Origin of the sequence: Enterococcus sp. AZ088 (assembly GCF_051714845.1) — a bacterium.
Taxonomy (GTDB): domain Bacteria; phylum Bacillota; class Bacilli; order Lactobacillales; family Enterococcaceae; genus Enterococcus; species Enterococcus faecalis.
Genome location: NZ_JBIOSQ010000001.1, coordinates 240946 through 267045 on the forward strand (window position 1 = coordinate 240946; position 26100 = coordinate 267045).

The 26100-nt window shown below is 38.3% G+C and carries 25 protein-coding genes; 15 read left to right on the forward strand and 10 right to left on the reverse strand.

Going from position 1 to position 26100, the window contains the following annotated elements; all coding sequences use genetic code 11:
• Positions 1–31: 31 nt before the first annotated feature.
• From genA to genR, 3 genes are all read right to left on the reverse strand, one after another.
• A complete protein-coding gene (gene genA / locus IGL17_RS01265; protein ID WP_002355206.1) occupies positions 32–1462 on the reverse strand; it encodes a 6-phospho-beta-glucosidase GenA in 1431 nt (476 codons plus the stop codon).
• Positions 1463–1488: 26 nt separating this feature from the next.
• Positions 1489–2823: a PTS sugar transporter subunit IIC gene (genB, locus tag IGL17_RS01270; protein WP_002355207.1), complete on the reverse strand. Its 1335-nt coding sequence runs from the start codon at positions 2821–2823 to the stop codon at positions 1489–1491.
• 173 nt (positions 2824–2996) lie between these two features.
• On the reverse strand, positions 2997–3758 hold the full coding sequence (gene genR, locus IGL17_RS01275; RefSeq protein ID WP_002355208.1) for a MurR/RpiR family transcriptional regulator: 762 nt from the start codon (positions 3756–3758) through the stop codon (positions 2997–2999).
• Positions 3759–3956: 198 nt separating this feature from the next.
• Between genR and IGL17_RS01280 the strand changes: the two genes are divergently transcribed.
• The 6 genes from IGL17_RS01280 to IGL17_RS01305 all read left to right on the forward strand — a co-directional run bounded on the left by IGL17_RS01280 (position 3957) and on the right by IGL17_RS01305 (position 10529).
• Positions 3957–4547 carry a dihydrofolate reductase family protein gene (locus IGL17_RS01280; protein WP_016618191.1) on the forward strand — a complete coding sequence of 197 codons (591 nt, stop codon included), beginning with the start codon at positions 3957–3959 and terminating at the stop codon, positions 4545–4547.
• Between the two features lie 131 nt (positions 4548–4678).
• Positions 4679–6046: a TrkH family potassium uptake protein gene (locus IGL17_RS01285; RefSeq protein WP_078126881.1), complete on the forward strand. Its 1368-nt coding sequence runs from the start codon at positions 4679–4681 to the stop codon at positions 6044–6046.
• 20 nt (positions 6047–6066) lie between these two features.
• The gene (locus tag IGL17_RS01290; protein ID WP_002355211.1) at positions 6067–7230 is read left to right on the forward strand and encodes a cation:proton antiporter; all 1164 of its coding nucleotides are present in this window, start codon (positions 6067–6069) and stop codon (positions 7228–7230) included.
• A gap of 128 nt (positions 7231–7358) precedes the next feature.
• Positions 7359–7799 (forward strand): CopY/TcrY family copper transport repressor, encoded by a 441-nt coding sequence (locus tag IGL17_RS01295; protein WP_002358353.1) that lies wholly within the window; start codon positions 7359–7361, stop codon positions 7797–7799.
• Positions 7800–7814: 15 nt separating this feature from the next.
• A complete protein-coding gene (locus IGL17_RS01300) occupies positions 7815–10301 on the forward strand; it encodes a heavy metal translocating P-type ATPase (RefSeq protein WP_016618189.1) in 2487 nt (828 codons plus the stop codon).
• A 21-nt stretch (positions 10302–10322) separates the two neighbouring features.
• A complete protein-coding gene (locus IGL17_RS01305) occupies positions 10323–10529 on the forward strand; it encodes a heavy-metal-associated domain-containing protein (protein ID WP_010775519.1) in 207 nt (68 codons plus the stop codon).
• Positions 10530–10573: 44 nt separating this feature from the next.
• Here IGL17_RS01305 and IGL17_RS01310 read toward each other — a convergent pair whose 3' ends face one another.
• Positions 10574–11944 (reverse strand): DUF5808 domain-containing protein, encoded by a 1371-nt coding sequence (locus IGL17_RS01310; protein WP_016618188.1) that lies wholly within the window; start codon positions 11942–11944, stop codon positions 10574–10576.
• Positions 11944–12333, reverse strand: a complete 390-nt coding sequence (locus IGL17_RS01315; RefSeq protein WP_002358356.1) for a GntR family transcriptional regulator — start codon at positions 12331–12333, stop codon at positions 11944–11946. The genes IGL17_RS01310 and IGL17_RS01315 overlap by 1 nt, the downstream gene beginning before the upstream one ends.
• 149 nt (positions 12334–12482) lie before the next feature.
• Here IGL17_RS01315 and IGL17_RS01320 point away from each other — a divergent pair, with 149 nt between their 5' ends.
• Positions 12483–13811, forward strand: a complete 1329-nt coding sequence (locus IGL17_RS01320; RefSeq protein WP_002358357.1) for an aminopeptidase C — start codon at positions 12483–12485, stop codon at positions 13809–13811.
• 44 nt (positions 13812–13855) lie between these two features.
• Here IGL17_RS01320 and IGL17_RS01325 read toward each other — a convergent pair whose 3' ends face one another.
• A complete protein-coding gene (locus IGL17_RS01325) occupies positions 13856–14476 on the reverse strand; it encodes a flavin reductase family protein (RefSeq protein ID WP_002383902.1) in 621 nt (206 codons plus the stop codon).
• Between the two features lie 21 nt (positions 14477–14497).
• A complete protein-coding gene (locus IGL17_RS01330; RefSeq protein ID WP_002355221.1) occupies positions 14498–15472 on the reverse strand; it encodes a ring-cleaving dioxygenase in 975 nt (324 codons plus the stop codon).
• A 265-nt stretch (positions 15473–15737) separates the two neighbouring features.
• Here IGL17_RS01330 and IGL17_RS01335 point away from each other — a divergent pair, with 265 nt between their 5' ends.
• Together IGL17_RS01335 and IGL17_RS01340 are read left to right on the forward strand one after the other, a co-directional pair.
• Entirely contained in the window at positions 15738–16094 is a 357-nt protein-coding gene (locus IGL17_RS01335) for a DMT family transporter (protein ID WP_002386054.1), read from the forward strand.
• Complete coding sequence (locus IGL17_RS01340; protein WP_002361148.1) at positions 16091–16402, forward strand: DMT family transporter; 312 nt, start codon at positions 16091–16093, stop codon at positions 16400–16402. Before IGL17_RS01335 ends, IGL17_RS01340 begins: the two co-directional genes overlap by 4 nt.
• A 95-nt stretch (positions 16403–16497) precedes the next feature.
• Here the strand turns inward: IGL17_RS01340 and IGL17_RS01345 are convergent, their stop codons facing one another.
• Complete coding sequence (locus IGL17_RS01345) at positions 16498–17544, reverse strand: chitinase (protein WP_002364979.1); 1047 nt, start codon at positions 17542–17544, stop codon at positions 16498–16500.
• A gap of 42 nt (positions 17545–17586) precedes the next feature.
• Positions 17587–18171: a lytic polysaccharide monooxygenase gene (locus IGL17_RS01350; RefSeq protein ID WP_002355225.1), complete on the reverse strand. Its 585-nt coding sequence runs from the start codon at positions 18169–18171 to the stop codon at positions 17587–17589.
• Positions 18172–18445: 274 nt separating this feature from the next.
• Here IGL17_RS01350 and IGL17_RS01355 point away from each other — a divergent pair, with 274 nt between their 5' ends.
• From IGL17_RS01355 to IGL17_RS01365, 3 genes are read left to right on the forward strand one after another with little or no spacing between them, the layout of a single operon-like run.
• Complete coding sequence (locus IGL17_RS01355; protein ID WP_002355227.1) at positions 18446–19180, forward strand: acyl-ACP thioesterase domain-containing protein; 735 nt, start codon at positions 18446–18448, stop codon at positions 19178–19180.
• A 49-nt stretch (positions 19181–19229) separates the two neighbouring features.
• On the forward strand, positions 19230–20063 hold the full coding sequence (locus IGL17_RS01360) for a DUF72 domain-containing protein (RefSeq protein WP_002358361.1): 834 nt from the start codon (positions 19230–19232) through the stop codon (positions 20061–20063).
• Positions 20064–20079: 16 nt separating this feature from the next.
• Positions 20080–20616, forward strand: a complete 537-nt coding sequence (locus IGL17_RS01365) for a hypothetical protein (protein WP_016618108.1) — start codon at positions 20080–20082, stop codon at positions 20614–20616.
• Between the two features lie 22 nt (positions 20617–20638).
• Here IGL17_RS01365 and IGL17_RS01370 read toward each other — a convergent pair whose 3' ends face one another.
• Complete coding sequence (locus tag IGL17_RS01370; RefSeq protein WP_002391510.1) at positions 20639–21991, reverse strand: aspartate kinase; 1353 nt, start codon at positions 21989–21991, stop codon at positions 20639–20641.
• 186 nt (positions 21992–22177) lie between these two features.
• Between IGL17_RS01370 and IGL17_RS01375 the strand changes: the two genes are divergently transcribed.
• The 3 genes from IGL17_RS01375 (at position 22178) to IGL17_RS01385 (ending at position 26057) form a co-directional block, all read left to right on the forward strand.
• On the forward strand, positions 22178–22864 hold the full coding sequence (locus IGL17_RS01375; RefSeq protein ID WP_002355232.1) for an HAD family hydrolase: 687 nt from the start codon (positions 22178–22180) through the stop codon (positions 22862–22864).
• A gap of 185 nt (positions 22865–23049) precedes the next feature.
• Positions 23050–24786 carry a septation ring formation regulator EzrA gene (ezrA, locus tag IGL17_RS01380; protein ID WP_002355233.1) on the forward strand — a complete coding sequence of 579 codons (1737 nt, stop codon included), beginning with the start codon at positions 23050–23052 and terminating at the stop codon, positions 24784–24786.
• A gap of 125 nt (positions 24787–24911) precedes the next feature.
• Positions 24912–26057, forward strand: a complete 1146-nt coding sequence (locus tag IGL17_RS01385) for a cysteine desulfurase family protein (protein ID WP_016618110.1) — start codon at positions 24912–24914, stop codon at positions 26055–26057.
• The last annotated feature ends 43 nt before the right edge of the window (positions 26058–26100 follow it).

A 26100-nucleotide genomic window follows, 5' to 3' on the forward strand; every position in this document is an offset into this window, starting at 1 on the left:
AGGCCCTCGTCTTTAGACGAAGGCCTTTTGTTTATAATTCTTCTCCATTCGTAGCAATCACTTGTTGATACCAAGCAAACGATTTTTTCTTTCGCCGTTCCAACGTTCCGTGACCATCGTTGTCCTTATCTACATAAATGAAGCCATACCGTTTCTTCATTTCGCCTGTACTAGCGCTCACTAAATCGATGAATCCCCAAGGTGTATAGCCCATCAAATCAATGCCGTCATACGCAACGGCTTCTTTCATCATCTCGATATGTTCACGTAAATAAGCGATTCGGTAAGTGTCGTTAATCGTTCCGTCTGGTTCTAGCTCATCAATAGCACCAAAGCCATTTTCAACAATAAAGAGTGGTAATTCATACCGATCATTGAACCAATTCATTGCATAGCGTAAGCCCATAGGATCGATTTGCCAACCCCAATCAGATGTTGCTACATAAGGATTTCGCACCAAGTCTTTTGCTTCATTGTAGTCAAAAGTAGGGGCCTTTTCTGCACCTTTCACAGCAAACGACATGTAATAGCTAAAGCCAATATAATCAACACAGCCATTAGCCAAATCAGTTAAATCTTCTTCTGTGACATCTAATGAAATGTTTTTTCGTTTCAAATAGCATTGAATTGCACTTGGATAATGACCGCGGACATGAACATCGGTAAACCAATAACGTTTTTGCATTGCGCTAACACTCATCATCATATCCTCAGGATTACAAGAATAAGGATAAATAGGCACCATCGCAATCATACAGCCAATTTGGAAGTCGGGATTGATAGCGTGGCCAATTTTCACTGCACGTGCGCTAGCGACTAGTTCATAATGAGCAGCCTGATACATAATTGCTTCGCGGTCTTCTCCTTCCTGGTAAGCAATACCAGAGTTAGTAAAAGGTGCAAAATCTTCTTCATAATTGGCTTGGTTGTTAATTTCGTTAAAGGTCATCCAATATTTGACTTTTTTCTGGTAACGAGTGAAACAGACTTCAGCAAATTTGACAAAAAAATCAATGACTTGGCGATTGCGAAAGCCGCCATATTTTGTGACTAAATGATAAGGCATTTCAAAGTGAGACAGTGTCACGACTGGCTCAATGCCATTTTTCAAACACTCGTCAAAAAGTGCATCATAAAAACGAAGGCCTTCTTCATTGGGCGTTTCTTCATCTCCGTTAGGAAAAATTCGTGTCCAAGCAATAGAGGTTCGGAAACAATTTAAACCAAGTTCTTTGAATAGTTGAATATCTTCTTGATAGCGATGGTAAAAATCAATCGCTTCATGGTTAGGATAGTGTTCATCTGGTAAAACGCCTGCGGTAATTTTACGAGGAACGCCATGTGCACCAGCAGTCATTACATCCGCCACGCTCACCCCTTTACCGCCTTGGTCCCAGCCTCCTTCTAATTGATGAGCAGCGACAGCGCCGCCCCAAAGAAAATCATTTTTCAAAATTGACATATCGTTTCAGTCCTTTGTTCAAATTTTTATACGTTTTGTGCTTCGACTTTTTCAAGGGTTTCTTCAGTAATTGGTTGATTGGTTTCTTCTGCGTAATTAAGTGCATCCATTTTTTTAGCAAACGGTAAATAGATAAAGAAACTCATCGTTAGTACCACTACTTGAAGCAACGCGGCTTGCCAACCACCAACTAAAAGTCCAGAAATGATTGGAGGAGTAGTCCAGGGAACTTGTACCGCAGTAAAGAGAGGAACCAGTCCTGTGTACAAGGCAAAATATGTCACAACAGAAGAAACAATCGGTGTGATAATGAACGGCACAGCCATGATTGGGTTCATCACGATAGGTGTAGCAAAGACAATTGGCTCGTTAATATTGAAAACAGCTGGCCCAATTGAAAGCCGACCTAATTGCTTAAACTGAGCTGATTTGGCAAAGAAAACCATGAACACGACTAACCCGATTGTCATGCCCGCACCAGTGACCGTTAAAAATTGATCTAAAAATTGTTGTGTAACAATATGGCCACCATTAGCCAGTGTTAAGTCTTTTCCTGATTTCAAAATTTCGGTGTTTTCTAAAGAGTTTGCTTGTAAAATAGGGCCCATGATACCGCCAACGATTGTTGACCCGTGAACACCGAAAAACCAAAAGAGCGGAATGACAAAACCTAATAGTAATGCGCCACCTAGTGAATCTGTGACTCCTTGAAGTGGTGATTGTAGCACTTCGTAAATAAAGTCAAAGAATGTCGTATTGAAGACTTTATCTAGAAGAATGAAAATTAGCATTGCTCCAGTTACAATGACGCTGGCAGGAATTAACGCAGTAAAGGAATTGGCCACATTTTCTGGTACAGCTTCTGGTAATTTGATACGAATATCATGACGTAAAAACCAACTATATACAACGCCGACTAACAAACCAACAATAATAGCTGTAATCATCCCTTTGCCAGCTGTCCAATCTTTGTTGATGACATTGCCAACTACTGCGCCAGAAACCGCATCTTTGACTTCAGATGACATAAACAAAATGAAAACCACCATGGCAATCATGCCCGCTGGGAGGCCTTCAAATCCCTCGCTTTTTACATATGAGTAGGCAATACCGATGACCGCAAATAACGACATAATCGCAAAAGATGCCCCATATGCTTGATTGAAATAAACAGCCAGACCGCTTGCGTTAACCCATTCAGAAATAGCTGTAACTGGGAAATTCGCTAATAGAAGAAACACGGAACCAACAATGGTAAAAGGCATCGTGTAAAGCATCCCGTTCCGTAAGGCAGTAATTGCTTTGGTATTGACGAATTTTAGTACTGGAGGTAATAATTTCTCGTTAATCCATTCGTTCATAAAAATCTCTCCTTTGAAGAATAATATAAATGCAAATGTATCCGTTTACATATTTACTATATAAGGTTATTTGAAGAAAAAATAGACTTTTGCTTGAATGAGAAACATGTACCAAGAAAAAAAACACAAAAGCTCATGCTGTTTTAGACAGCATGAGCTTTTTTGAAAAACAACTAGAAAGGTGTTTCATCTAGTTCCTTTAAAAGTTGACTTGCTTGATGAGCTAGGAGTTCAATTAAAGCAATGACAGGGATTTGAGTGGTTGTATTGACTGATTTATCTGCAAATGGAGAACGTTCGTCGGGCATATAATAGGAGATGTTGTAGTCAGCCAAGCGGGCAATAGTTGAATGTTGATTGTTGGTAATGCTTAGCACTTTGGCACCAGCTGTTTTAAAATCGGTCATTTGTTTAATCATTTCATTGGTTTCCCCAGATACAGACAGAATCAAGGCTAATGTATTTTCAAATCCGCGCTTGGGGATAGGCGTAAAGGGGTCAGCAATACTGTAAGAATTGATATTTAAGTTGGCAAAATAACGACTGCCATAACTACCTAAAATTCCGCTAGTACCAATGCCAGTAAAGGCAACGTGACGTGCTTGAACAATCATTTGAATCGCTGGACGAAGCATTTCGTAATAGGTTTCTTGGTTTAATTTTTTCAAAAAAGCATCGACGTGAACCGTGGCATCATAAAAATTTTCAAACGTTTGTGTTTGTTTGGCTTCTTCTTTCACTGCATATTTTAATTCGGAAAAACCAGCATAGCCCATTTTGTTACAAAATCGTAGAATCGTTGAGGTGGAGACATGACAGGAAGTAGCCAGTTGGCGAATGGTCTGTTGAGGGATTTGGTGCAGATGTTCCAATACATAATGGTAAACGAGCATTTCTAATTCATTCAAGGTCTGAACCTTCTCTAAATCAAACAAAGTAATCCTCCTTTATATAAAAACTGAATATGTTATTTTTTTGTGTAAATCAAATAAACCAATTCTTATTTTTCTTGAAAAAAATGTAAAATAACTCAATAAAAAGTTTCTTATTTCCTATTTTACAAAAAGTAGCCCAATTATCCTAGTTTTTCTCTTTTTTCTTTTAAAAATAACAATGCGCACCCCTAGAGTTTTTTGAGAAAACAAGCTAAAATAGATAAGAAGAGAAAAGGAGGCGTTGATGTGGCACGGGAAGTAATTTTATTTATTGCAGCGAGTATTGATGGTTTCATTGCGGACAAAGCGGGCGGTGTTGCTTGGTTAGAAGAGAATATTCGTGGCGATGAAGAAGATCGTAGTTACGATGAAATGTATGAAAAAATAGACACTGTGGTAATGGGGCGGACTACTTATGATCAAGTGACACAAGAATTGTCCCCAGATGTGTATTTTTATGAAGACAAGCATTCTTATATCATTACCTCTCATCCAGAAACATCAACTGTTTCAAGAACTTTTACCAAGGAAGATCCCGTCACATTAATTCGTCGTCTCAAAGAAGAAGACGGCGCGGGAATTTGGATTGTTGGAGGCCCAAAAGTGGTTCAACCGCTTTTGGCAGCTGATTTAATTGATACCTTCATTTTGACGACAATACCACTGTTTCTGGGTGAGGGCATTGCTCTATACGAGACAATGGCTCAATCAATCCCAGTTCGTTTAAAACAGGTTTATCAAAAAAATGAGTTGGTTTATTCGATTTATCAACGTGAAAACAAAAATTAAAAAATAATTATTCGGTTGGGCAAGTTGCTTTCAAGGTTTTGAGTTTCTCATAGGGCGAGAGGAACAAAGCAACAGTTGTCTAGCCGTTTGTGTTGTTTTTGATTGACAAAGAAATGGTAGAGGAGAAAAAAATGAAACATCAGATCAAAAAAAGGTTGTATATTTCACCGGTTCAAACAATTGTCTTAGGCTTTTTTTTATTAATTGTTGTAGGCACAATCTTATTAATGATGCCTTTTTCTGCACAAGCTGGACAAAAAACGCAATGGATTGATGCTTTTTTCGTGGCAACTTCCGCCGTCTGTGTTACAGGGCTTTCGCCTTTGAATACGGCGGAGCATTGGAGTCCTATCGGGCAAGTTATTATTATGATTTTGATTGAATTAGGCGGCTTAGGCTTTTTAACCGTTGCCACGATTTTCTTTAGTTTGCTGCGGAAAAAAGCGTCACTAAGTGTACGGATGTTGTATCAAGAAGCGTTAAATGTTAGTGAAGTTTCCGGAGTTTTTCGTTTAATGAAATATATTATGAAGTTTGCGGCCATTATTCAATTACTTGGAGCCTTCTTGTTGTCCTTTCAATTTGTGCCAACATTTGGGTGGAAAAAAGGGTTGTTTTTTAGTCTCTTCCATGCCGTTTCGGCATTTTGTAATGCTGGCTTTGATTTGCTAGGGGATAGTATGGTTCCTTATCAAAATTCGCCTTATCTTTTACTAGTCATTAGCTTTTTAATTATAGCTGGTGGTTTAGGATTTATTGTGTGGCGCGATATTTTTGCAATGATTAAAGGCTATAAAAATAAAATTAAGCACCGTGTTAGTATTCATACACGCCTTGCTTTAACGGTGACCGCCACCTTTTTAGTCTTAGGGACCGTTATTTTTTACATTTCAGAATATCGCCATTTTCCAGCTGACATGTCTTTTTGGCAGCGTCTTGTCAACAGTTGGTTCTTGTCGGTTACACCAAGAACGGCTGGCTTTTATTCAGTTGATTATTTGAAAATGAGTAATCCAGGCCTGATTGTCACGATTTTGTGGATGTTTATTGGTGGCACTTCAGGATCAACCGCTGGCGGCTTGAAAACCACTACGTTTGGTGTGTTATTTTTACAATTTCGTGCAATTTTTAAAGGGAAACAGCGAGTGGAATTCCATGAACGCACAATTCCTGAGCGAGTAGTGCTCCAAGCGTTTACTTTGTTCTTCTTGGCAACTTTTTTATGTGTAACTGCTTCAGTTATTCTCTCGTTTACAGAAACATTACCTTTAAAAAACGGGATTGAGTATATTGTTTTTGAAGTGGTTTCTGCATTTGGAACGGTTGGTTTAACAATGGGGTTAACACCAGATTTAACTGTTTTTGGTAAACTGGTGATTATTTTTCTAATGTTCGTCGGTCGTGTGGGTGTGTACACGGTGTTATTGTCATTAATTAAGAAAGGCTTGGAAAGTCAGTCGAAAGTTCAATATCCAAAAGAATCAGTGATGATTGGTTAATAGAGAAAGAGGGAAATAGAATGGAATTTTTAGGTATTTTATGTTTGATTTTAATTACAACGACTTTAGCAGGTGTTGCTTGTAAAAGAGTAGGAATTCCTGCGGTAATTGGGCAATTGCTAGTAGGGATTGTGTTAGGTCCAGCGATGTTAAATATTGTGCATCAAGATGTGTTTGTGCATGACTTTTCAGAAATTGGTGTCATTATGCTGATGTTTATTGCTGGAATGGAATGTGAATTGGAATTATTGAAAAAATATGCGAAACCTAGTGTCATGGTCGCTATTTTGGGCATCGTTTTACCGGTTGGTTTTACTATGTTGATTGGTCAGCTGTTTGCTTTTTCTTGGAAAGAAGCTTTTTTCCTTGGGTTAGTTTTAGCAGCAACGTCGGTCAGCATTTCAGTAGAAGTATTAAGAGAGTTGAATGTTTTAAGTAGTAAAGAAGGTGCAACGATTCTTGGGGCTTCCGTCGTTGACGATATCGTGGTCGTGATTATTTTAAGTGTCGCTGTCGGCATGATTGGTGCAAGTACAGGCGGCAATACAGAAGTCAGCTTTATTGTTAAGTTAATTGAACAAGGCTTATTCTTTATTGGGATTTTCTTTTTGGTCCGCTTTATTGCTCCCTATTTACTACGTTTAAGTCAAAAAATGAACATTGGGTCGTCTGTTATTATCATGTCATTGATTATCTGTTTGGGCATGGCTTATTTGGCTGATTTAGTTGGTTTAAGTTCTGTCGTAGGTGCCTTTTTTGCAGGGATTGCTGTGGGACAAACGGATGCAAAAACAGAAATTGATTTCAATATTGAAGCTATTGGCTATGCCGTGTTTATTCCCGTCTTCTTTGCCAGCATTGGCTTATCAGTGACATTTAACACGTTAGGAAAAGATTTACCTTTTATTTTGGTAATGACGATTATGGCGATTTTAACGAAATTACTGGGCGGCGCCTGGGGAGCGAAAATGGTTGGTTTCTCCAATACAAGTTCTTTAATGGTCGGTGCTGGGATGGTTTCGCGTGGGGAAATGGCATTAATCATTGCGCAAATTGGTTACCAATCTAAATTACTTTCAGAAGCGTATTATACGAGCATGATTGTGGTAATTATCTTAACGACCTTAGTTGCACCGTTCTTATTGAAATACTTTGTTAAAAAACAAGAATCTGCGTTGCAATAAAAAAAGATGAGCAGAAGTTGTTGACAAAAAAATAAAATAGCTATATGATGAGTTCAAGACGGATGACTACATTTGTAGTCGATAACCTTGAACTCTTTTTTTATTGATGAAGGAGGAATTTAACGAGTATGGCAAAAGATAAATTAGCGACAATTACAGATGCAGAGTGGGAAGTCATGCGGGTTATTTGGACCCAAGGCAAGACCACGAGTCGTGAAGTGCATACACTTTTAAATGAGAAGAAAGAATGGAAATCAACGACCGTCAAGACGTTACTAAGTCGTTTAACAGATAAAGGGTTAGTTGGAACGGAGAAAGCAGGCAATAAATATATTTATTATCCGCTAGTAGAAGAACGTCGGAGCGTTGAAACGGTGGCAGACGAACTTTTAGCTAAGGTGTGCAGCCGTAAAGTTGGTTCCGTGGTAGAAACAATTTTAACAGAGAGTCAGTTGAGTTATGACGATTTGGATCGATTAGAGGAACTCTTGAAAGAGAAGCGCAAGACGGCGGTTGAATCTGTCCCTTGTAACTGTATTCCTGGTCAATGCCAATGTCATTTAATTTAAAAAGGAGTGAAAAAAATGGAAAGTAAAACGTTTGATATTGAAGGGATGAGCTGTGCTTCCTGTGCCCAAACGATTGAAAAGGCTACGGCGAAGTTACCTGGGATGGCAAAGGCAAGTGTCAATTTAGCTACGGAAAAATTAAGTGTCACGTATGATCAGACGGAAGTCACAGAAGAAGAAATTAAGGAAGCTGTGTCAGATGCTGGCTACAAGGCGATTAGCCCAGCCCAGCAACGAACGTTTGCGATTGAAGGAATGAGTTGTGCTTCCTGTGCCCAAACGATTGAAAAAGCTGTGAACCAATTATCTGGTGTTCAACAAGCGATTGTTAATTTAGCCACGGAAAAACTGGTGGTTAGTTATGACGACCATCAAGTAACGAGTGCTAAAATTATCAAAGCAGTTACGGATGCAGGTTATCAAGCGACAGAAGAAGTCGCTGCAGGTGCAACAGCGGACCAAGATCGTGAAAAGAAACAAAAACATATTGCTGAGATGTGGCAACGTTTTTGGATCTCAGCGGTGTTTACAGTACCCCTTCTTTATATTGCGATGGGACATATGGTAGGCTTACCATTGCCGGATTTTTTGAATCCAATGACACATGCGACGACCTTTGCAATGGTTCAATTGATTTTGACGTTACCCGTCCTATATGTCGGCAGAGAATTTTTCACAGTCGGTTTTAAAGCATTATTTAAAGGACATCCGAATATGTTTTCTTTAGTAGCTTTAGGAACCAGTGCTGCTTTTGTGTATAGTTTATATGGCACAGTCATGATATTTTTAGGAGACACAAGTTTTACAATGGCTCTTTATTATGAATCAGCGGGTGTTATTTTAACTTTAATTACATTAGGAAAATATTTCGAAGCTGTTTCAAAAGGGAAAACCTCAGATGCGATAAAAAAATTAATGGGTTTAGCACCGAAAACTGCCCATATTTTACGTGATGGCGCAGAAATTGAAGTGCCAGTTGATGCTGTTCAGTTGGATGACATTGTGATTGTTCGCCCAGGAGATAAAATCCCTGTTGATGGAGTGATTGTTTCAGGCAGTAGTTCTGTGGATGAAGCCATGTTAACGGGCGAAAGTTTGCCTGTTGAAAAGAAAGTCGGTGATGCAGTAATTGGTGCTAGCATCAATAAAAATGGCAGCTTTCAATTCAAGGCAACAAAAGTGGGAAAAGAGACGGCCCTTGCCCAAATCATTCAATTAGTGGAAGATGCGCAAGGCTCAAAAGCACCGATTGCACAATTAGCTGATAAAATTTCGGGTGTTTTTGTCCCAATCGTTATTGGTTTGGCTGTTCTTTCTGGCTTGGCTTGGTTCTTTTTAGGACAAGAGTCATGGATTTTCGCTTTGACAATTACCATTTCTGTGTTAGTGATTGCTTGTCCTTGTGCGCTCGGCTTGGCAACGCCGACTGCGATTATGGTGGGGACAGGTAAGGGCGCTGAAAATGGCGTTTTAATTAAAAGTGGGGATGCTTTAGAAACCACTCACAAAATTCAAACAATCGTGTTTGATAAAACAGGAACTATTACAGAAGGCAAACCGGTGGTTACAGATATTTTAGTTGCTGATTCAGCACTTTCAGAAGCTGAGTTACTAACATTAGCAGCTTCTGCAGAACAAGGATCAGAACATCCTCTAGGTGAAGCAATTGTGGGAGCGGCTAAAGAACGTCAATTGCCATTAGTAGAAGGAAGCGATTTTTCAGCGATTCCAGGTCACGGCATCCGTGTGACAATCAACGAACGAGTCCTACTTTTGGGCAATATAAAATTAATGAAAGAAGAAGCCATTGAGCTATCAACGTTTGTTCAACAAGCGGATCGTTTGGCAGAAGAAGGGAAAACCCCAATGTTTGTGGCAAAAGATGGTTCGTTTGCGGGTATCATTGCGGTAGCAGATACTGTGAAGGATAGCAGTCAAACAGCCATTGCACGTTTGCATAAAATGGGGATCGAAGCCGTGATGATTACGGGAGACAACAAGCGTACTGCCGAGGCGATTGCAAAACAAGTAGGTATCGATCGTGTCTTAAGTGAAGTTTTACCAGAAGATAAAGCGTTAGAAGTGAAAAAACTACAAGCAGAAGGCAAAAAAGTAGCGATGGTGGGTGACGGTATTAATGATGCACCAGCACTTGCCCAAGCAGATGTGGGGATTGCTATTGGTTCAGGCACAGATGTTGCAATGGAATCGGCCGACATTGTGCTAATGCGTAGTGATTTAATGGATGTGCCTACAGCAGTTGAATTAAGTAAAGCGACCATCAAAAACATCAAAGAAAATCTTTTCTGGGCATTTGCCTATAATACATTAGGTATTCCAGTGGCTATGGGTGTGTTACACTTATTTGGTGGACCTTTGTTAAGTCCGATGATTGCAGCAGCAGCTATGAGTTTTAGTTCAGTCTCTGTCTTACTAAACGCCTTACGCTTAAAAGGATTTAAACCTTCGACGGTGAAAAGAACTAGTGGAAGTCAAAAATAAAATTGAAAAGGATGAAGTGAAATGGAAAAAACAGTAAAAATTGATGGGATGAAATGTGATGGCTGTGTTCAAGCGGTCACTGAAAAATTTAGTGGAATTGACGGCGTAACGAATGTTGAGGTTCACTTGGCAGATCAAACAGCCGTTGTGACAGCAGATCGTGAAGTAAGCCAGGATGAACTGAATACCACGTTGGCAGATACAAAATTCAAGGTTGTCAGCGAATAACAAAAAAACAGGGCCTACCATCATGAGTAGGCCCTGTTTTTTTGTTATGGAAGTTTTGCTTTGATTTCCTGATAAATCTTAGTCGTTTCTTGACCCTCACGCGCAGTATAATAATAAACTTTTTCCCGCGTTTCTATTTTCAGAATCGGATGGCTTTTTGTATAAATTAGTAAATAAGCAGGTTTTCCAGCGACTTTAAATTCTCCTGTTAAGTAACTATCTGTCGCAGCACCCATTGTGCGGATGCGTTCTTGAGGTAAGTCATCAATCAAAGAAACAGCAGTGATTTGGTTAAAAGGAATTGACCTTGTTTTTGCTAATGGGGCAGATAACTCAATTTGTTTATTTTCAATAGTTGCTTGAAAGGCATGACTAGAAAAATCATTTATAAACATCGGCACTGTGGCAAAGAACAGCACCGCAATCGTTAAAATACCAGTAGCGGCTAGAATAATTTTCCCAGCAGGCCGTCCTAGGTTAATAGATAAATTCATACCAATGCGATCAGGAACCATGATTTTGGGGTCCTTGGGATTGATATAAATCCCATACCGCCAATATTGATCATCATCCCCATAGCGATAATCGCCAGCCTGTAAAACGAATTGATCTTGTTTTTTGCGCATTGAAAATAGGTAGTAGAAGAGAAAGCCTACATAAACAAACAAAAGAATAAAATAACAAAAAGTAAGGGCCATCGCAACCGTATAATCAATGACAATTGTGAAAGTTGGTAAAATGGTTAGCGGTGCAAAAACTAAGGCGGATAAAACCATTAAAACAGACCAATGATGCCGAAATAAATCATTGATTTGCTGATTAATTTTTGAGTCACTAGTTAGCGGTTTGACAGGTAAGCGCGCAATAAAATAATAGCCGCCAATGAACAAACTTAACATCAAAACAGTAATTAAGAAAAGAATCCAGGAACCAATCGCCGTTTGCAAGGAATAAAAGCCCCCAGCAAAAGTAAGAATAATTGCAGGTAAAAACCACCAAAATGAAATAAGTTTCTGGTTTTTATTTAAAACTAATTGCGTATCGATTAAGAGAGGACGCTTAGGTAGCAACCAGCCGTTTTGCATTTTTAAAGCGGCCATTTTGCGAATATAAACGATTTGCAGATAGTAGGCACTGCCAATAAAACTAAATAAAAGTAACAGAAAAAGGAACAATAAAATCGAATCATAAGGAATAAATAACAAAGGTAAACTAAGAACACTAAAAACGGCTGCTAGTTGAACCAAGCGTTTTTTATAACGTTTTCGGATTGCTTGAACGCTGGGATCTTGTAGTTTATCTTCTGGTAAAGTGTTTTCCAAAATAATATTTTTGTGAGGATTTGCATAAATCCCCATAGTAAATGCCATAAAAAAAGCGACAGAAACTAGGATGAAATAAAAGAATACCGCCATTATAGTGCACGCCCTTTCGAATCAAAATTTTGATAAATTTTCTGAATAAGTGCTTGGATTTCTGCTTCGGATTGCTGATGTAAAAAACTTTCAGCCAACAGAAGTTCTAAACGCTCATGCAATTGCTGTTGCCAAACAGCGGTAGCAGGTAACTTTGCGGCAATTTTGGTGCCGTTACGACGGTCAGTCACAATATAACCTGATTGCTTTAACTTATTATAAGCTTTTGAAACAGTCATCATATTGACCCCGATTTCGTCCGCCAATTGTCGGATAGAAGGCAAACTTTCATTGGGAACCAGTTCACCTTTGGCAATGCCTACAATGATTTGATCAATGAGTTGCTGATAGATGGGCTGTTCGCTTTGTTCATCTATTTCTAAAAGCATCGAATCACTCCTGTCTTATTTGTTCTATCTGTATTATATATACTAATACAAAAAGAGTTGGAAAGCAAGGAATTTAGAGTAAATGGTTGTTTCTGTTTAAAGAGAAGCATATAATGAAGAAGAACGTAAAATGAAAGGACGATGAAAATATGACAGCAATTGAACCAAAATTAACAGAGAAATTCCATCAAGATTTCTTGAACAATAATAAACAAAATGCCTTACAACGTAGTGTAGTAAAAAATGGTATCAGCGCTTCAGGTGAATCTGTACAAGGAGCCGTGAATAACGTACCCGTCTTTTCAGTCGACTTAGCTACTGGAAAAGTGGCCAATCAAAAACAAAGCGGTCGCTGCTGGATGTTTGCGGCATTAAATACATTTAGACATAGAATGTTAAATGCGTTTCAATTAAAAGATTTTGAATTATCACAAAACTATACATTTTTCTGGGATAAATATGAAAAATCAAACTATTTCTATGAAAATATTATTGCAACAGCCGATCAACCGTTGACTAGTCGTAAAGTGGCCTTTTTATTAGCTACACCACAACAAGATGGTGGGCAATGGGATATGATCGTTTCAATTTTTGATAAATATGGCGTAGTGCCTAAAACGGCAATGCCTGAAAGCAGCAATAGTTCCAATTCACGTGATTTAAACAACTATTTAAATAAAAAATTACGCAAAGATGCAACAATTTTACGCAGTTTAATTGAAAAAGGCGCTTCTGCTGAAGAAGTCCAAAAAAACAAAGAAGCAATGTTACAAGAAATTTATAATTTCTTAGCAATCTCTTTAGGAACGCCGCCAGAAACCTTTGATTTTGAATACCGTGACGAAGAAAAAAATTATCATTTGGATCAAAATCTAACACCGCAAACATTCTTTGAAAAATACGTTGGCGTTAATTTACATGATTATGTAAGTATTATTAATGCTCCTACAGAAGATAAACCCTTCAACAAAACATACACTGTTGAAATGTTAGGGAATGTTGTCGGCGGCAAAGAAGTTAAATATTTAAATGTAGAAATGGCTGCTTTCAAAAAATTAGCTGCTGCACAATTGGAACAAGGCGAATCTGTTTGGTTTGGTTGTGATGTCGGACAATCTTCAACACGTGACACAGGAATTATGGCATTAGATGTTTACGATATGAACGATCTTTTTGATATTGATTTTACGATGACTAAAGCAGAACGTTTAGACTTTGGTGAAAGCTTAATGACACACGCCATGGTTTTAACAGGTGTTGATATCGTTGATGGTCAAACAACAAAATGGAAAGTGGAAAATAGCTGGGGCGAAAAAGTCGGTGAAAATGGCTTCTTCGTCATGAGCGATGCGTGGATGGACGAATACACTTATCAAATCGTTGTGCACAAAGATTTATTAACTGACGAACAGAAAAAAGCTTGGGAACAAGCGCCAACTGTTTTGGCACCTTGGGATCCAATGGGAGCATTAGCATAAAACAGAAAAAGAAGGCCCCCGCCGTCATGGCGGGGGCCTTCTTTTTACGTTGGGCGGCGAACTTCACGGATTTCGCCCAATGTTGTATAATCATTGCCTGCTAAACGAGCAATCGGTTGGAGTTTTTCAGGTAAAATGTACTGATGTTCTTCATCGAAAACGGCTGAATCAAAATAGAAATCGGTAATTTCTACAATGAATAAATCCGTAATAATTTGACCTTCATGGTTAGCAATAGGTACATATTGATGTAAGCGAGCTTCCATCCGAATCGGCGCGGCTTTGATTGCTGGAACAGTAACAGTCTGGCTGGCAATGGTTTCAATACCGAATGTGTCAATTTCACTGATCTCTGCTGCTAAAGACGCCGAAGTCTGATTCATTTGAGTAAGAACGTCTTCGTTAACGAAATGGATGACAAGTTCTTTAGTAGCCAAGATGTTTCGTGCCGTATCTTTAGGCTCTTTGTCTGGTCGTAAAATGGACAACGTTGCTAAAGGAATTTCAGCTGCCGCCGCATTAAAGAAACTAAAGGGAGCAGCGTTGACGACACCTGTAGCTGTATCTTGTGTTGTAACCCAAGCGATTGGCCGAGGAATAATACTTCCTGATAAAAATTTATACGCTGTTTTTGCAGATAACTCGTTACTATTGTAATGAATCATAGGAACCTCCTAGAAAAAATACTAATTTCTTTGAACATTCGCATCTGAAGTATCGAAAGGACGCACAAATTCTTCAATCCCTGCCCGTTTTGGTTCTAAAAATGGCGGTAATGATAATTTTTCACCAGCGTGTTCATAGGTTTCATCCTCTAAAAACCCAGGACCATCGGTTGCCAGTTCAAATAACACATGTGTTGCTGCCAAGAAATATTCAGATTTAAAGTAAAAACGTTCCACAAAGCCAGAATTAGGAAATTCCAAACGATTAATTTTTTCAATCCAGAAACGTAGTGCTTCCTCATCGGCAACGCGCAAGGCTAAGTGATGGACATTGCCGTAGCCTTCTTGGGCCGCTGGCAAATCTTCTCGATGCTCTACGATAATGCTGGCACCATTCCCACCTTCGCCAACTTCAAATAAATGGAAACTACCTTCAGCATCAATCAATTTGAACCCTAAAACTTCAGTTAAAACTAGTTGCAGATGTTCGTAATTTTCGACAGTTACAAAGGCTGGACCTAAGCCGATTAAAGCGTGTTCACTAGGGACGTTAGATTTTTTCCAAGGCGTGCCGGCTGCAACACCTTGGTTCTTTTCATCAGAAATAAGTTGGTAACGTTGATTGTCAAAATCTTCAAATTCTAAATACTTTTTGCCAAAACGTTCTTGAATTTCTCCATGATCAATTGCATATTCATTAAAGCGTGATACCCAGTAATCCAAAGCAGCATCATCTTTTACACGGAAGGAAGTACGAGAAATTGTATTGGTTCCTTTGGTTCCTTTAGGTAAGCCTGGGAAGTCAAAGAAAGTCATGTCTGTTCCGGGAGAGCCGGCATCATCAGCAAAAAATAAATGATATGTTTCAATATCGTCTTGGTTGACAGTCTTCTTAATTAAACGTAGACCTAAAATATCGGTGAAAAAGTGATAAATTTTTTCAGCACTTGAAGTCATGGCAGTGACGTGGTGTAAACCTAAAATTTGTGTATTCATAATAAAAATCCTCCTAAAAGAAAAATAATTTTTTAATTAACTAACTTACTAAAAGTAAGTTTAAATGATTAGTTCTAAAAATGCAAAAGAAATGTCTCGAATTCGAACTATTATTTTTTAGTTGATTTTTTTTAAAAATAAGAATATAATAACCTGAGATATTTTAATACATAAACTTTCGTAAACATCGCCGGATGCTTGCGACTAAAGTGTTAATGAACAGTTCTTAGGCCATAGCTGAACTGTTTGTTGGCACTTTTTTTGTTTGGAAGGGAAGGAAAACAAGATGAGTAAAGCTTGGTTAAAAGTTATTTTTGGCGCTTTTTGTGAAGTGATTTGGGTCATTGGCATGAAGCATAGCACAACATGGTGGGAGATTTTAGGGACAGTAATCGCAATCTTTATCAGTTTCTATGCGCTGATTAAAGCAGGAGAGGAATTGCCAGTCGGTACAGCCTATGCTGTATTTGTTGGCTTAGGTAGTGCTGGAACTATTGTGACAGATCATTTTTTATTCCACACACCATTGGGCATAGGAAAAGTTCTTTTTCTGTTGCTGTTATTAATAGGTGTAATTGGCTTAAAAATGGTAACTGGAAATAAAGAGGAGGAAACAAGATGAGTTGGTTATACTTAGTTATTGCAGGCTGTTTTGAAATCTTTGGTGTAGGTTCAATTAAACTATTTACAACAAAAAAAGACTTACGTTCATTGTTAATTTTAATTCTAGCGTTTAGTGGTAGTTTCTTATTCTTATATTTAGGGATGAGACAATTACCGATGGGCGTTTCTTATGCAGTTTGGACAGGAATTGGTACAGCAGGAGGCGCTATTTTAGGAATGCTCTTAGGTGAATCAAAAGACCCACGCCGGATATTTTTTATTTTTTTAATCATTGTTTCTGTGATTGGTTTAAAATTAATTGGTTAGAAAGCGAGAGAACATTGTTTGGATTATTGAAAGACAGGTGAGTAAAATTTAAAAAGAGACAGAACCAAATGCGGTGTTCTGTCTCAAAATAGCTTTTATTTTACGAGGTTACTATAACGTGTCGCAAATTCATTGTTGTAGGACTTGCCGTTGACATCTTGACCAACGTCCCAATTTGCAGACCAAGTCATTAAGCCACGGATAGGATTACCGTCTTTTGCTAACTGATCAAAAGTTTTGGCTACAGGGGTAGCCTCAACAACATAGCCGCTACCAGCAGCATCCCGATTTGCTGGTAAACCAAGGACTAATTTATCGTTTGGTATCTGTAGATAGCCGCGCGTGCCATGGATTAATGAATCAGACATATAATAGAGGAACTCGTATTTTAGAGCATCGTTGCTTTGAGCAACCCAAGTCATAATTTCATCAACCCAGACACCGTCGCCGCCTTGGTTATATAATTGTGGGGCAATGTAATCATAATAACCATTTAGGGAAGTAATGTATGTTTCATAAGCGGCACCAGGTTTTAAATAAGGGAATTCTGGCGCCATCGTAATGATGAAATTTTTTCCTTGTGCTCGATAATGGTCTTTGACTATTTTCAATGCAGCAGGAATGACGGTTTGGTTGTCGCCAGCAGTAATCGCCAATTGCTCTAAGTCGATGTCTAAACCATCAAAGCCGTATGTTTCCACTTGACGAATGATTTCATTCGCAAAGGCTTGTTCATCGCCTTTGACTAATTGAATATGTGCATCTGCTCCACCAAGTGCCAATAAAACTGCGCGACCTTGACTATTTAATTGTGCGACTTCTTGTCGGAAGGCAGTGTCCGTTTGGTTATAAGGCTTGAACGTAGGAATCCGTGTCGTGCCATCGCTTTTCATGAAGGAAACCGGGACGACATTGTAGGCTTGATTTACTTCTGAAAGGTTTAGTGATGCTGATGTTCCTTGTTTGTAACCATCGCGTCCTTTTGAGGCCCAGTTATGCCAATATCCAACCAACACTTTTTTGCCAGAGATATCTACCATCGTATCCGCAGCATCTGCAGAAGCTTGAGTAGGCGTTAACCACAAGCCAACTGCAACGGTTGAAAGAAGGAGAAAAGCAGGAATTATTTTTTTTAGCTTCATTTTTTGAGAACTCCTTTAATTTAGTTTAAGATGTGAGTATTTTTACTGAATGTTCACATCAATCGCTTGGTAAAAGGCGTTCACCGTATCACCAATGCCCCAGACAGCGTAAATGACATGATAACCTTTGCGGTCTGTCGGAATATTAATTGTTTGTTTAACAACTTTATTAGGAACTTCTTGTTTGCCGTCGATTGAAGCAATTTTGTCGAAGTTTTTAATGTCTAATGGTTGATTGGGATTCCAGCCATTTTTAGTAATATAGTAATCCCAAGAAGCAGTTCTATGTTGGGCAGTTAAGTTCCAAGTGATGTCAAGGGGACCTGTTGTAATGTTTGTTTTGTGCCAACGAGTAGCTGTTTGTTCATCCAAAGGTTCAAAACCTGAGACACCTGCACTGGCTAATTTACCAGTAATAAACGTATTTTTGGGCGCTTCGATACTTTGAGGTTCCCATTGTGCACGACCAACATTTGTATTTAAGTTACCACCAGCAGAACTACCAAAGAAAGCACGACTTCCAGGACTTGCTACGTAACCATGAGCCTCCGAAACAGTAGGGGCCAATGCAGCGCCACCTAAAACAAAACTAAAAGCCAGGACGATTGTTAATAAACTCTTTTTCACGAAAAAAACCTCCTAAAAAATTATTTTGTATGCGCTTACAGATAGGAATATAACATAATAATCTTTCGGATACAAATAATAAGAAATGTTATTTTTAAAAATAAAACAATATTTTTTAAGTAATATTAAGAATGTTTTTAAATAATATAAATAATAGTGTTTTTCAAAGTTTTGTTAATTTTTCATTCGGAATCGCAATTGAAGAAATCACGTGGTATACTTTTAAGAAGAAACAATGACACGAAAGTAGCCATTGGAAAAAGGAGATTATTTCGTGGGAAAAAAACATACATCCTCTTATGAAGTTGCCTACTATGACGGCGATTTTACTGGTGCAATGAAGATACCGGCTTTGTTAGCGGTTGTCATTAAAGTATCAGAAGAACAAACAGAATTACTAGGAAGAGATGCAGCTTATGTCGCCCAATTTGGCCTAGGCTGGGTCATCACCAACTATGAAATAGAGATTCACCGCTTACCAAAAGTTGGTGAAAAAGTAGCAATTACAACGCAAGCTATGAGTTATAACAAATATTTTTGTTATCGTAACTTTTGGGTTCATGATGAAGAAGGCAATGAATGTGTCTTTGTGAAATCAACCTTTGTCTTAATGGATCAAAAAAATCGGAAAATCAGTAGTGTATTACCAGAAATTATTGCACCTTTTGATTCTGAAAAAATCACTAAAATTTATCGCCATGAAAAAATTGAAAAGGTCACAGAGGGGAACTTTTTACCTTATCGTGTGCGTTTTTTTGATATTGATGGCAATCAACATGTTAATAATGCGATTTATTTTAATTGGTTATTGGATGTGTTAGGGTATGACTTTTTAACAACGCATCAACCGAAAAAAATTCTTGTGAAATTTGACAAAGAAGTAGAATATGGCCAAGAAGTCGAAAGTCATTACGAAATTGTCGAACAAGAAAATCAGTTGAAAACACGCCATGAGATTCGGATTGATGGTCAAACCTATTGTGAAGCCAATATCGATTGGACAAATTAAGTTAAGATGACGATTTAGAAAATAAAAAGTTACGCAGAGGAGGAAGGACATGATTCGCTTAGGATTAACATCTTTTAGTGAACACGACTATTTAACTGGAAAAAAACGGGCTACGCTTTATGAATATGCCAGTCATTTACCGCTAGTTGAAATGGACACGGCGTATTACGGGATTCCTCCCAAAGAACGAGTAGCTGAATGGGTCAAAGCAGTTCCCGAAAACTTTCGCTTTGTCATGAAAGTTTATAGTGGAATCAGTTGTCAAGGTGAGTGGCAGACCTATTATGCAAGTGAAGAAGAAATGATCACCGCCTTTTTAGAAAGTATGGCCCCATTAATTGAAAGTAAAAAATTATTTGCCTTTCTGGTACAATTTTCAGGAACATTTGGTTGTACGAAAGAAAATGTCGCTTACTTGCAAAAAATTCGTCACTGGTTTAAAGACCTACCCATCGCCATTGAATTACGAAATAATTCATGGTATCAACCAAACTTTGTAAAACAAATGTTGCAATTTATGAAAGAAAATCAATTTTCACTTGTGATTGTAGATGAACCGCAGATTCCTACGAATCCAGTGCCCTTTTATCCGTATGTAACGAATCCTAATCTCGTGCTCTTCCGGTTTCACGGACGTAATGCGGCTGGCTGGTTAGCCAATGATGCAGAGTGGCGAAAAAAAAGAACCCTTTATCATTATAATACGCAGGAAATCGCTGATTTAAGCGAAGCTGTTTTAAAAATGTCGCAAGAAGCTAAAGAAGTGGGCGTAATTTTTAATAATAATTCTGGCGGCGATGCCGCAGAAAACGCTCTACAGATGCAAAAAGTCTTGAATTTGAGTTACGATGATTTGAATCCAAAACAATTAGATTTATTTTGAGAAAGAAGGTAGCTGAATGTCTGAAAAGCAATCCCCTTATGAAATGGCTTGTGCCTTCCACGAGGTTTTTAATCCACAACAACCAGAGCAACCAACTGCTTTTTCGCCAGAGCTAGCCAGTCGACGAGCAGAGTTTAAAGTCGAAGAACTTGTGGAATTTTTATATAGTGCTGCTAATAATGACCAAGTGCTTTTTCAACAATTGGTCAACGGATTAAAAAAATCTGTCGATAAAGCAGAGCAGAAAGTCTTGGCGAAAGGCAAACCAGTATCTGATCCTTTAGTGGAGGAAGTGGATGCACTAGTTGATTTATTGTATTTTACTTATGGTTCGTTTTGCTTAATGGGCGTCAATCCAACAAAAATTATTGAAATCGTTCATCAAGCCAATATGGGAAAATTATTTCCAGATGGGCAGCCACATTATGATCCAGAAACAAATAAAGTATTAAAACCTGAAAATTGGGAACAAGATTTTGCGCCAGAAGTTAAAATTAAAGCGGAAATTCAACGCCAATTGAAAATTACTGAAACCAATGAAAAAGACGAATGAGAAAACTCATTCGTCTTTTTCATTAATCATGGAAGAACGTCCGATATAAAGCTTTGATGGCTTTTTCCTCTTGTTCTTTTTTGATACCAAACATAATACTTACTTCCGAAGATCCTTGGTTAATCATTTCTAAGTTGATTTTTTCTTTGGCTAACGCCATTGTACTTTCAGCAGTAACCCCAATTCGTTGGCGCATGCCTTCCCCGACAATCATAATCATGGAAAGGTGATGCGTGATGCGTAACTCATCAGGCGCTAAAACTTCTTGGAGTTGAGCCATCAGTCGATTTTCAATTTCAGTTGTTAACTGGTCTTCTCTTAAAACAATCGTGATGTCATCAATTCCTGAGGGCATATGCTCATAGCTCAAGGCTAATTTTTCTAGTACTTCTAAGAGCCGTCGCCCAAAACCTAATTCTCTATTCATTAAATACTTACTAATGTAAATACTTGCGAACCCTTGATCACTAGCAATTCCTACAACAGGAGCATGCTTCACTTTGCGAGAGGTGGTAATTAGGGTGCCAGGATGATGTGGGTTGTTGGTATTTTTGATAACGACTGGAATATTTGCGCGATAGGCAGGCATTAAGGCTTCGTCGTGGAGGACGGCAAAGCCTGCATAAGCTAACTCCCGCATTTCTCTGTAGGTCAATTCTTGAATCGTTTGAGGCTGTTCAATAATTCCAGGATGGGCGACATAAATTCCGTCCACATCGGTAAAGTTTTCATACAAATCTGCTTGAACACCTGCGGCAACAATGGACCCTGTGATATCGGAACCGCCACGAGAAAAAGTACAAATTTCGCCGGCTTCTGTATAACCAAAGAAACCTGGAATAACCAAGATTTGTTGAGTCTCACGATAGACACTAATTTTCTCTAAAGCTTTTGGTAAAATGCGAGCATTGCCTGGTTCAGGTGTCACCAGGAGACCCAATTCTTTTGGACTAATGTAGCGAGCATCTAAGCCATTTTGCTTGAAAAAACTGGCAACAACTTTTGCATTATTGTCCTCGCCACTAGCTAAAAAATAGTCAAATAAAAAAGCATTGTTTTCTTTTGGTAAAGTGGCTAATTGGCGAATCGAAATAGCAATATCAGCTAAAACTGCTTTATCCAAGTGTAATTCATCGAAAAGATCTTCATAACGACGAATGATGGCAGAGATTGTCGATTCAATTTCCTCATTATTTAAGTAGCGCTGATAGTATTGAATCAATAAATCAGTCACTTTAATATCTTGCGGGGTTCGCTTTCCAGGAGCGGATACAACGACAAACGTTCGGCGCGGCTCTTCCTTGACGATTTGTAAGACTTTCTGTAACTGTGGTGCTGATGCTAGCGAGCTACCGCCGAATTTAACTACGTTCACGTTTATCACTCCTGTTTTTAATTATTTTCTCATTTGTAGATTAGTAAAAGGATACCGAAAAACATTTAGAAAAGCAACCACTTATTTTCAGAAAGTTAGGAAATCATGAAAATATTTGTTCTTCATTTTTCCTTAAAATTTTGTTAAACTGTAAAGATATGAGTCGTAACGAAGGAGTTAAATAGTATGACAGAATCCAAAACTGCCATTATTTTTGATATGGACGGTGTCCTAGTAGATAGCGAAGCTTATTATTATGAGCGACGTAAAGCATTTTTAGCGGAATTTGATTTGACCATTGAGGGCCTAACCTTGCCAGAATTAGTCGGTGCGGATATGCGTTCATTATGGCAAAAGATTGAACAAGTCAACAAAAAAGAGCTAGATATTGCTTTTTTAAATGAACAATACATAGCCTATAAAAAAGCGCATCCGATAGATTATTTAGCTGTGCTTGATGAAAATGCGAAACGTGTTTTACAATTTTTAAAAAGACAAGGCTATAAAATCGGATTAGCTTCTTCTTCCACAAAAGACGCAATTGAAGAAGTTTTGACAGTGGGGCAATTAAGTAGTTATTTTGATGCGGTCGTGAGTGGGGAAGATTTCGAAGAAAGTAAACCGGCGCCGGATATTTATCTGCACACGTTACAAGAATTAGCTGTTGCGCCACAGGAATGTATAGCCATTGAAGATTCAGAAAAAGGCATTGCCTCTGCCAAAGAAGCTGGGCTAGAAGTTTGGGCTATGCGCGATGAACACTTTGGGATGGATCAAAGTCAAGCGGATGCCTTCTTAACACAACTAAGTGATATTTGTAAAAAAATTAGTGAAAATCGGATCGATGAAAGCAGTGAATCAACCCCTTCGTAAGAAGATCGCGGGTTTTCTTAAAAAAGTTTGTTATAACTAGTGAATGAATATACAGTTTGTGCTATAATTTTCTATAGGTATTTCTGCAAGAATGCCCTTTTTCAAGGGTCAGGAACAATAGATAACCGTGTGAAGAGAACAAACAACCTTTCTTTTATTATAGAAAAATTATCGGAGGAGCCAAAATGAAGAATAATTGGATTATCATTTTAGTACTAGTAATCGTTATTATTGCTGCGGTGCTATACTTAATTGGTTATTTTATGCGCAAAAAAAATCAAGAACAATTAGATGAATTAGAAGTTCGTAAAGAAGCCCTGTTTGACTTGCCAGTCTTTGAAGAAATCGATGACATTAAAAAAATGCATCTAGTTGGACAGAGTCAAAATAGTTTCCGTGAATGGAATCAACGTTGGGTAGAACTATCGACGCGTTCTTTCGCCGAACTAGAGAGTCAAATTTATGAAGTCGAAAATCAAAATGAAATTTTCCGTTTCATGAAAGCGAAGAAAGCAGTCGTGGAAGCGAATGAAACGATGACCGAAATGGAAGCCGAAGTGGAAGTCATTCGTAATGGCTTGAAAGAATTACGTGAAAGTGAAGAGCGCAATTCATTAGAAGTTCAAAAAGCTTTGGATGTTTATGAAGAATTAAGTAAATCACTAAAAGATGATAAAGCTAGCTTTGGTCCAGCATACTCCGAAATCCAAAAACAATTAAGAAACGTCGAAATTGAATTCACACAATTTGTCACACTAAATACATCGGGGGACCCAATCGAGGCTCGAGAAGTCCTAGAAGATGCGGAACGTCATACGTATGAATTGGAAGACTTAATGAAACGGATTCCACCAATGTATGAAGAATTAAATGAAACTTTCCCAGATCAATTAAAAGAAATCGAAGAAGGCTACAACCAATTATTAGCTGACGATTACGTGTTCCCTGAACAAAACTTTGCTGAAGAAATTCAACATGCGAAAAAACGTGTCGAGAATTCAATGGCTGATTTAGAGAAAACAGAGATTGCTGCAGTAGAGGTCGCAAATCGCGACACAGCAACGGCGATTGATGCATTATATGAAGTGATGGAACGTGAAATTGAAGCGAAGAAATATGTCGTGACCAATCAAAAAATTATTGACGATTATATTTCTCATTCCTTAAAAAATAACCGTCAATTAATGATTGAATTGGACCATGTATCACAAAGCTACACCTTAAACAACAACGAGCTAGGACGTAGTCGTGGTTTCCAAACGGAAATTGAAGAAATTATCCGCCGTCAAAAAGACTTGGAACCTCGAATGAAAGAACATACAGTTCCTTACTCTGAAATTCAAGCGTTCTATAAAGAATGCTATAAGATTTTAGATGATATTGAAAATCAACAATTAGAAATTGATGCTTCATTGAAAGAACTAAGAAAAGGCGAAAAAGTCGCCCAAGAAAAAGTCGACGAATACGAATTCCGTTTACGGAGTATCAAACGGTATGTTGAAAAGCAACGATTACCAGGTTTGTCTGCTGATTACTTAGAATTTTTCTATGTGGCAACGGATCGAATTGAAGATTTAAGCCGAGCCTTAAATAAAATGCGCATTAACATGGATGAAATCAATCGTTTATGTGACTTATGCGAAGATGATTTAGAGTTATTAGATAAGAAAACAAAAGATTTAGTCAATGCAGCAGCTCTGACAGAACAAATGATGCAATATGCAAACCGCTATCGTCATACTCACGAGAACATCCGAGCGGCTTTAGATAAAAGCATGTATTTATTCTCGACAGAATTCCGTTATCAAGATGCATTAGATGAAATTGGAACGGCATTGGAAGCTGTTGAGCCAGGGGCGTTCAAACGAATCGAAGATTTTTATTTTAAAAATATCAATAACCCTAATTTAACAGCAATTTAATTAAACAATCACTAAACAGAGGTTTGTCGACAGACAAGCCTCTGTTTTTATGGCGTGGTGGTGACTTGAAGTGATACTTTAGAAAGTATATAATGGGAAAGAATTTTAAAAAAGAAGGGTGACAAATGATTTATTTTGATAATAGTGCAACTACACCGATTTACCCCCAGGCTTTAGATACATATGTAAAAACCAGTCAGCGGATTATTGGCAATCCGTCTAGTCTGCATGACTTAGGCAACCAAGCGAATCGGCTCTTACAACAAGCACGGAAGCAGATTGCGGAGCTAATCAATGTTTCAGCAAATGAAATCTATTTTACAAGTGGTGGAACTGAAGGAGATAACTGGGTTTTAAAAGGAACGGCAATCGAAAAACGAGAATTTGGTAATCATATTATTATTTCTGCAGTGGAACATCCAGCAGTTACAGAAACAGCGGAACAATTAGTCGAACTAGGTTTTGAACTTTCTTATGCGCCAGTGGATAAAGAAGGTCGTGTAAAAGTCGAGGAACTACAGAAATTAATTAGAAAAGAAACGATTTTGGTTTCTGTTATGGCAGTGAACAATGAAGTGGGAACGATTCAACCAATTAAAGAAATCAGCGAGGTTTTAGCGGAGTTTCCTAAAATTCATTTTCATGTAGACGCGGTTCAAGCAATTGGGAAAGTTAATTACTCAGAGTGGTTAACGGATCGGGTGGATTTTGCAACGTTTTCTGCACATAAATTTCATGGACCACGAGGCATTGGTTTTATGTATTGGAAACAAGGAAAACGTTTAGCGCCGCTTTTAACAGGAGGCGGGCAAGAAAACAACCAACGCAGTGGGACAGAAAACGTACCAGCAATTGTGGCAATGGCCAAAGCGTTACGCTTGCATTTAGAGAACGAACAACAACGACCGCAACATGTGGCGACATTACGGAGTTATTTATTAAAGGCGCTAGAAGAATTTCAAAATGTGACTGTTTTTTCACAAGATAATGAACATTTTGCGCCACACATTTTATGTTTTGCTTTGAAAGGGATTCGTGGCGAAGTGCTGGTCCATACATTGGAAGAAAAACAGATTTATATTTCGACTACGAGTGCTTGTTCTAGCCGGAAAAAAATGGCTAGTAGCACCTTGTATGCCATGCATGTGCCAGGGGAATTAGCGACTTCCGCTGTGCGCATTAGTTTAGATGAAAGCAATACAATGGCAGAAATTGAACAATTTATGATTGTTTTCAACCAACTTTATCAAAAATTTTCTCGTGTAAATTAATAAAAAAATAAGTCGGAGCCTAGAAATAGGCTCCGACTTATTT